Source organism: Phycisphaerae bacterium, assembly GCA_019636475.1.
Classification (GTDB): domain Bacteria; phylum Planctomycetota; class Phycisphaerae; order UBA1845; family UTPLA1; genus JADJRI01.
Window position 1 is genome coordinate 259,416 of record JAHBXN010000007.1, and the last position, 7,609, is coordinate 267,024.

General features: G+C 60.3%; 8 protein-coding genes. 4 read left to right on the top strand and 4 right to left on the bottom strand.

Features of this window, described 5'->3' with window-relative positions; translation table 11 throughout:
* The first annotated feature begins 174 nt into the window (after nucleotides 1-174).
* Entirely contained in the window at nucleotides 175-783 is a 609-nt protein-coding gene (cysC, locus tag KF841_13130; GenBank protein MBX3396300.1) for an adenylyl-sulfate kinase, read from the top strand.
* Nucleotides 780-1,673, top strand: a complete 894-nt coding sequence (locus KF841_13135; protein MBX3396301.1) for a PHP domain-containing protein — start codon at nucleotides 780-782, stop codon at nucleotides 1,671-1,673. The genes cysC and KF841_13135 overlap by 4 nt, the downstream gene beginning before the upstream one ends.
* 13 nt (nucleotides 1,674-1,686) lie before the next feature.
* On the opposite strand, the gene KF841_13140 is transcribed toward KF841_13135, so the two are convergent.
* From KF841_13140 to KF841_13155, 4 genes are read right to left on the bottom strand one after another with little or no spacing between them, the layout of a single operon-like run.
* A complete protein-coding gene (locus KF841_13140) occupies nucleotides 1,687-2,556 on the bottom strand; it encodes a bifunctional 5,10-methylenetetrahydrofolate dehydrogenase/5,10-methenyltetrahydrofolate cyclohydrolase (GenBank protein ID MBX3396302.1) in 870 nt (289 codons plus the stop codon).
* Between the two features lie 7 nt (nucleotides 2,557-2,563).
* The gene (locus KF841_13145; protein MBX3396303.1) at nucleotides 2,564-3,292 is read right to left on the bottom strand and encodes an HAD family hydrolase; all 729 of its coding nucleotides are present in this window, start codon (nucleotides 3,290-3,292) and stop codon (nucleotides 2,564-2,566) included.
* On the bottom strand, nucleotides 3,286-3,768 hold the full coding sequence (locus KF841_13150) for a GAF domain-containing protein (GenBank protein ID MBX3396304.1): 483 nt from the start codon (nucleotides 3,766-3,768) through the stop codon (nucleotides 3,286-3,288). The genes KF841_13145 and KF841_13150 overlap by 7 nt, the downstream gene beginning before the upstream one ends.
* A complete protein-coding gene (locus KF841_13155) occupies nucleotides 3,768-4,622 on the bottom strand; it encodes a hypothetical protein (protein MBX3396305.1) in 855 nt (284 codons plus the stop codon). The genes KF841_13150 and KF841_13155 overlap by 1 nt, the downstream gene beginning before the upstream one ends.
* Before the next feature lie 234 nt (nucleotides 4,623-4,856).
* Here KF841_13155 and KF841_13160 point away from each other — a divergent pair, with 234 nt between their 5' ends.
* On the top strand, nucleotides 4,857-5,768 hold the full coding sequence (locus KF841_13160; protein ID MBX3396306.1) for a sugar phosphate isomerase/epimerase: 912 nt from the start codon (nucleotides 4,857-4,859) through the stop codon (nucleotides 5,766-5,768).
* Between the two features lie 235 nt (nucleotides 5,769-6,003).
* On the top strand, nucleotides 6,004-7,563 hold the full coding sequence (locus tag KF841_13165) for a polysaccharide biosynthesis/export family protein (protein MBX3396307.1): 1,560 nt from the start codon (nucleotides 6,004-6,006) through the stop codon (nucleotides 7,561-7,563).
* Nucleotides 7,564-7,609 lie beyond the last annotated feature (46 nt).

Genomic DNA, 7,609 nt, shown 5'->3' on the forward strand with positions numbered 1-7,609 from the left:
TTTGGTTACGCCCACCACCCGGATTTCCTCGAATTGCGTCCGCCCCCCGGCCGTTCTAATCTATCCTTTTCAAAACCAACCTGCGGGGCATTTCCGCGGGCCGGCCGCCTCGCCCTTTGCTGAGCCGGCCGACGAACGCCATCGAGGCCGACAGGCCGGAAGCAGGGAAACACGATGATCAAAGCCACCAATGTCGTCTGGCACGAAGGACACGTCGCTCGCGATGACCGAGCCAGACTCCTCAAGCAAAACGGCTGCACCATTTGGCTGACCGGCCTCCCCTCAAGCGGGAAAAGCACCGTCGGATTCTCTTTCGAACACGCCCTGGTGCAACAAGGACGACTTGCCTATGTGCTCGACGGCGACAACATCCGCCACGGCCTGAACAAGAATCTCGGTTTTTCCGCCGAAGATCGGGCCGAAAACATCCGGCGCATCGGCGAAGTGGCCAAGCTTTTCGCGGACGCCGGAATCATCACCATCACGTCATTTGTCAGCCCCTATCGCGCCGACCGCGATGGCGTTCGCCAACTGCACGCCGATGCAAAGATTCCGTTTATCGAGGTGTTCATTGACACGCCTGTAGACATCTGCGCCGAAAGAGACCCCAAGGGCCTGTACAAAAAAGCCCGCGCCGGCGAGATCAAGAACTTCACCGGAGTCAGCGATCCCTACGAGTCACCCCTCAATCCCGAATTAACGCTCAAGACCGCCGAAATGAAGCTGGAAGACTGCGTCGCCAAGCTGGCTGAGTATCTCGGTTCCCGCGGCCTGCTGACGTGAACCGAACTGTGCCGCGCGATACCACGACTCGACGCGACAAAACGCAGACTCGCTGGATCGACCTCCATCTGCACTCCACCGCATCGGACGGCGGCTATCCTCCATCCCGACTCGTCGAAATGGCGCACGCCCGAGGCCTGTCGGCCGTCGCGCTCACCGATCATGACACCGTCGCAGGCTGCGAAGAAGCGGCCGCTCGCGCAGCTCAGCTCGGCGTCGAATTCATTCCCGGAATCGAACTCGAAGCCGCTCATCCGCGTGGAGCGCTTCACATCCTCGGATATTTCGTCGATACCGCGTGCACGGCGCTGGCTGACCTGTCCGCGGCCGCCGTCCAACGTCGCGCCGAACGCAACAGGGAGATACTTGAGCGTCTTAGAGTCCTCGGAGTGAATCTGCCGCAGGACGTGATCGAGCCCGACGTACCCCGTCATGCCATCGGCCGGCCACATATCGCGCACGCACTTGTTCGCGCCGGACACGTTCGCGATTTCCGCACGGCGTTCAACGACTACCTGGCAGATGGCGCCCCCGCCTTCGTGCCGTTCATGCTGCCTGCTGCCGAGGCGGTCATTGCCGCGATTCGATCGGCCGGCGGCCTGGCATCACTTGCTCACCCCGTACGGCTGCGCTACGGATCGTCGCTCGAACTTCGCACGCTTGTAAAACGTCTGCGAGACGCCGGACTCGCGGCGATCGAGACGATCCATCCCAGCCATCTGCCGGTTCAAACGCGCGAATATCATCGATTGGCCGAGGAGTTGGGACTCGCTGCAACAGGCGGAAGCGATTTTCACCGCCTGCCGCCAAAGCAGGAACACGGTGTCGGCTTCGGCCGTGTGCGTGTGCCGTACGATCTGCTCGAATCGCTGCGCCGCGCTCGCACGTAAGAATAGTCGGAATTCAGCCAGGCTTTCGCTCAGCCGCGGCAACCGTGTTCTCCAGAAGCATCGCCACCGTAACCGGCCCGACACCCCCTGGCACCGGCGTGATCCGGGATGCCACGTTCACGACCTCATCAAACCGAACATCACCAACGGTGCGCAGTCGACTCGGGTCATCCACTGACGGAACGCGGTGTGTCCCAACGTCGATGACAATCGCGCCAGGTGACACATGCTCTGCACCAATTATCCCAGCCGCGCCCGCGGCAGCGAAGAGAATCTCCGCCCGTCGAGTATGTCCGGCAAGATCGCGCGTGCGCGTGTGGCATTGCGTAACCGTCGCATGCGCCGAAAGCAGCAGCATGGCCAGCGGCTTGCCGACGATGACACTGCGACCAATGACCACCGCCTCCTTGCCGGCAATCTCCACGCCGGTCGACTTCAAGCAGGCAAACGCCGCAGCCGCCGTGCACGGCACGAGCGCCGCGCGACCCATTGCGAGCAGCCCCAGATTCTTCGCGCCGACACCTTCGACGTCCTTCTCAGCCGCAATGGCCTGCTGTAGTGCAAACCCGTCGAGCGGTTTTGGCGCGGGCATATGAAGCATGATGCCGTTGACCGCCGGATCCCGGTTCAGATTCTCGATGGCCTGCCGGGCATCCGACTGACTCGCCGTTACCGGCAGATTCACGAGACGATATGCAATGCCGACGGCTGCGGCATTCTTTGCCTGCGACGCCGAATAGCTCATGGCGGCCGCATCCTGGCCAATGAGTATGGCCGCAAGCTGAACAGGCCGTCCCGCTTCACGAAGCGCGGCGGCACGCCTTGTCACCTCTTCGCGAATTCTCACCGCGATGGCCTTGCCGTCGATCAATTCCGCAGGCATTTCCTGATTAATCCTCCGCAAGCTTCGTCGCAGCCTTCGCAAGTTCCCGCATCGACGCAAAAGTCCAATCCGGAGTGACCGCCTCCGATGGCTGCTTGGTAGCGCCCCATCCTGACCGCCCTCGCCGCCGGTCGATCCACGCGGTCGATAAACCGAGCGCCTTAGCCGGCACATGATCGTGATACAGGCTCTGCGCGACATGAAGCCACTGCGGCCGCTTCAATCCCCACGATTCGATGATTTCCTCGGCACGGCGAAAATGACGAATTGCCGGCTTATAGGCACCCACGTCCTCGGCGGTCACCACGGCGTCAAACTCAATTCCAAGGCCGGCCTGCGTTCGAGCGAACGACCTGCGATCCACATTCGACAGAATCATCAACCGAAATCGTCGCTTCAGGACTCGGAGTGCCTCCACCGTGTCATCAAACGGCGGCCAATCGCCGACGCCGCACGCCAGCCTGTTCGCACCGGACGGATCAGCGTCGATCCCCAGAATTGCCGCTGCCCGTCGATAGGCAAAGCGCAGCACATCCGGATAGATCGCGGTCGGCATTTCCGCCTCCGCCGCCGATTCGCCCTCGGCAAATGCGCCCAGTATCTCCTCGTCGCCGACGCTCGATCCTGAAGGCGCAAACAGCGGCCGCAGAACGCCGAGCAGGCCGCTCTCCCAATCAATCAGCGTGCCGTAGCAATCAAACGTCATCACACGAAATGAGCTGAGTTCGCCTACCATGATTCCCCGATGATCGCTCCGATCCGCAGCAACAGCTGCTGCTCTTCCACCGAAAATTCGTGCGGCCGGGGCATCGCCACGCCGATCGTCCCTCGAAGCGCTTCGCCGACGAGAATAGGCGCCGCAATCGATCCCTGCATCTCCGTCAGTTTCGCGCCCGGTTTGGCCTTGCCAGAGTCATCCGTCTGAAGATTGCAGACCTGCACGGCTTCTCGGCGCTCGGCCGCCAGACCGGCCATTCCTTTGCCGATCGGTATCACACGAACACGGTCCATAATCGCATCCGGTACCCCGCGATGACAGACCAACTCAAGCATCTGCGTGGTCGAATTCAGGCGATGAATCGTCCCCACCACGCATTGAAAATATCGCAGCGACTTGGCGAGCACCTCGTCCAGCGCACACGCATCGGCGACAGTGCCGGCCAATCTCGACCGAACAAACTCGATCAATTCCGCGTCGCCGGTTAACGACATCAGGCCGGTCCCTCCGCGGCGACGTCGGCCGATGGTGAAGCGCCCACCGTGGCGATCGGAGTGCCGCACTCAGGGCACACCGCCGAATCGATCTTGTAAAGCGGATATCCGCACGACCGGCAGGTGTCCTCTTCAATCTCAACGGTGATTTTCAATCCACATGCGCAACATCGGGCACCACCCGCCGCGAGCGTCTGTGCGGTCGAGCAGCGAGGACACGTAAGCTGCAGCTCGAGCTTTGCGGTATGCACTCTCTCTGCCAACGGAATCGCTGAAACCCGATGAAGAATCGGCACCGCCACACATCCGCACACCGTCAGAATGCACAAGATCGCGAGAATCCGGCCGATCTCATCCGAGTGAATCTCTCCGAAGATGGAAATCAGGAGAATCGCGTCGAGCATCAGGCCTATGCCGATGGTCGCCGCGCGAGCCCAAGCATACCCCGGTTTCAGCCTCGCCAGCGAATGCAGGCCGACGATCGGAAGCGTGACGCCGACGATCCACGCCAGCGCCAGATATTTCGGGTACCACTCCTCAAATTCAGCATCATATGTAGGGCGGCCCAGAATGCTGCTGCGCCAGATGTAATACGACGTCATCAGGAACGGAATCGGCACAAACGCGATTCCGGCTGGGCCGATCGGATGCCACAATCGCCGGGCCGAAGGCACCGCGGAAAATAGCGCGAGCAAGGCCGTCCCTGCGAATGTCGCAGTCGTTCCGAGGATCTGTCCCTCGATCCGGCCCATGTTGCCCGTCGCAATGATGTAAATGCCGATCAGGGCGCAGACGCAAATGGATCCGATGAAACACAGGAGAAATCGCCGAATGGACAGGTTGCTGACGGCCATCGTGACGATCGTAAATCAGATCGACCATTCCGTCTAAATGGCAATCCGCCGGACCGAACCGATCAAACGACAGCCCCCAATTCGGTCGGTACGGCCGAATTTCCCCACGCCAAACGGGTTTACAGCCGGGTTTATTTGACTCCATCCGCAAACCCGCTAATCTGGCCCAACTTACGATCGGCTCAGGGGCTTTGCGGCCTCTCCCCCGATTGCGTTCCGGGAGATTCACGCTCAATGAAACTCGCGTTCAGCAGTGTCGGATGTCCGGGCTGGAGCCTGGCTACGATGGTCGAAAAGGCCAAGGAGTATGGATTCCAGGGCATCGAACTTCGCGGCCTCGAAGGCCAATTGCATCTGCCCGTTGCCCCACAGTTGGCGTCCAATCCCCGCAAGATCGCCCATCTGATGCGAGAGACCGGCGTGGAGTTGGTTTGTCTCTCCACCTCCGCCGCCTTTCACATGCGCGATCCCAAAGTGGTCGCCGAAAACAAAGCGCAGGTTCGCGAATACATTGAGTTGGCAAGCAGGCTGGAGTGCCCTTTCGTTCGCGTATTCGGATCGGAGATTCCGCGTCTCAAGTTCTGGTTGATGGGTTACGAACGACGAGAAACCGTGCTGGCCCGGATTGCCGAATCACTCCGCGAACTGGCGCAGTATGCGGCCGACCATCACGTCACGATGCTGATTGAAAACAGCGGGGATTTCACGGACTCCAACGCAATGTGGTACCTCGTCGAAGCAGTCAGTTCGCCGGCGCTGCGGTGCCTGTGGAACCCGCTTAACGCCGCACTTCGGCGCGAACGACCGACCACATCCATTCCCCGCCTCGGCGCGCGGCTTGGAATGCTCCACATCAGCGATGGCAAATTTGGCACGGATGGGACATTCGAAGGATACACCCAGCCGGGACAGGGAAACATGGAGTTGCCGCGAATCGTGCAGCTCCTGAAAGGAATCCGCTTCAGAGGCCATCTCTGCTTCGAATGGCCAAAGCTCTGGAATCCTTCGCTCGCCGATCCCGATCGGGTCTTCCCCGCCGCCGCCGAATACCTCAGGAAGTTGATCGACGAAAAACCGGTGCAATTATCGGCCTACAAGGGTGACAAATACGCACCCAGGTTCGATCTTGAGAGCATCGAACGCTAAGGCCGCCTGCCCCGCCCGCGACCGAATCCCGTCACCCCCAAAGGCGTCTCGCGACCGAGCCACATCGCTCCCTTTGAAGGGCGAAATACGCACCCACCAATGTCCGATATCCTGGGAAACCCGCAAGGAGAGTTTTCCTTGCCATGATTTCCGGCACATTATCGCCAAGTCATACCCCCTCCGCGTCGATGTTAGGACGTTCTCCGACGTATTGGACGTAGAGGGATTAAGGACGATGAAACAGCCAAATCGCAACCGCGGACTTTGCGACAGACCGCCACACTCCCGATTCCCCGACGCAGTCGCACTCGTCACGCTCGCGATCGGTCTAACCGTGCAGACAGCTTGTAGCGATTCTCGCATCGATGTCTACGAATTCATAGAAATGCAGCGAAACATCGCTGACGACGAAGCCCCTGCATCGACGACGGCACGCAACGAACTCGCGTCAAACAGAACGATTGACTCATTCCACGAAGCGGCGATCGTCGCTATCGACGCCGATGCCGACACCGAGAATGCAACCCCGAGCAATCCAGCCAGACCGTTCACTCCGAGCGGTCGATGGCGGTTCGACAAAAACACGCAAATGTGGAAGTTCATCGGCGACGAGCCTTCAAAGGACAGCCCGCAAGTAGCCACCGAAAGCAAACGCACTCCGGACCAGGCCCCGACCAAGACCCGTGCGGCCCGGCTCGTCGCTCACGATTCGACGGCTGACCGCGAAATTAGCCGGAAGTCTCGCATCGCCAAGGCGATCGATGTCCGCAACGCCGCCGCTTCACCAGAGAACGCCGTACCCAATCAGAACCACCTGCGCGAAATCTACGATGAATACCACCGGCCCTATCGCGCCGGACCCTCAGACGTGCTGCGGGTAACGCTCATCGGCCTTACCGGAGTCGAAACGCTCGCCGAGCCCACCGAAATCCGCGCTCGCATCAACCGGCAGGGTTTCATCACGCTTCCACTTGTCGGTCAGGTCAAAGTCGGTGATCTCGAAATCGAAGACATCGAACGAGCGATACAAGATGCCTATGTGCCGAAGTTTGTCGCGTCACTGGGACTTAGCGTCGAAATGCACGAACATGTGACGACCGACGTCGTCGTCGTCGGTGCGGCGCTTCTGCCCGGCATCGTCAAATTGAATCGATGCCAGCGCGATGTGCTGCATGCCGTTGTGCTTGCCGGCGGCATGACTCAGGACGCATCCGGAACGATCATCCTGCAGCGAATCCGTAACCCGCGCGAGAAAGTCGAGCTGAACGTACGAAACACCAACCACCTGAAGACCGCGCTCGCGCTTGATCCGCTTGAGGCGGGTGATGTCATTACCGTGGTTGCCGCTCAGCCCAATACCATCTTTGTGGGAGGTCTGGTCAACGCGCCCGGACCGAAGGAATTCCCTCCGGGAACGACCATCAACGCCCTCCAGGCCCTTGCAGCCGGCGGAGGCATCATCGAGGCTGTCTTGCCCACCGAGGCAACCATCATCAGGCGGATGTCGTCCGGCGAAGATGTCTTTGTTCGAGTGGACCTCGAAAAGACCAAGCGCGGCGAGGATCCGAATGTTGAATTGGCCGCCGGTGACATTTTCTGGGTACCCGAGACGGCCGGAACGCGCATCATGGATTTTCTTAATCGAACGCTGTTCCTGCGAGCAGGCATGACCGTGTCATACAACGTGACCGGACTGGAGTTCATGAATCGCAGGGGACTTCAGGGCACACGCGGTGGCGGCGGAGGCAATAACCTGCAAAACTCCATCGACCCGCTCGGGTTCCTCGTGCCCTGAACGCGGAGCGATACCACAGTCTGGCTCCGCTCAGCGAGAACGAACA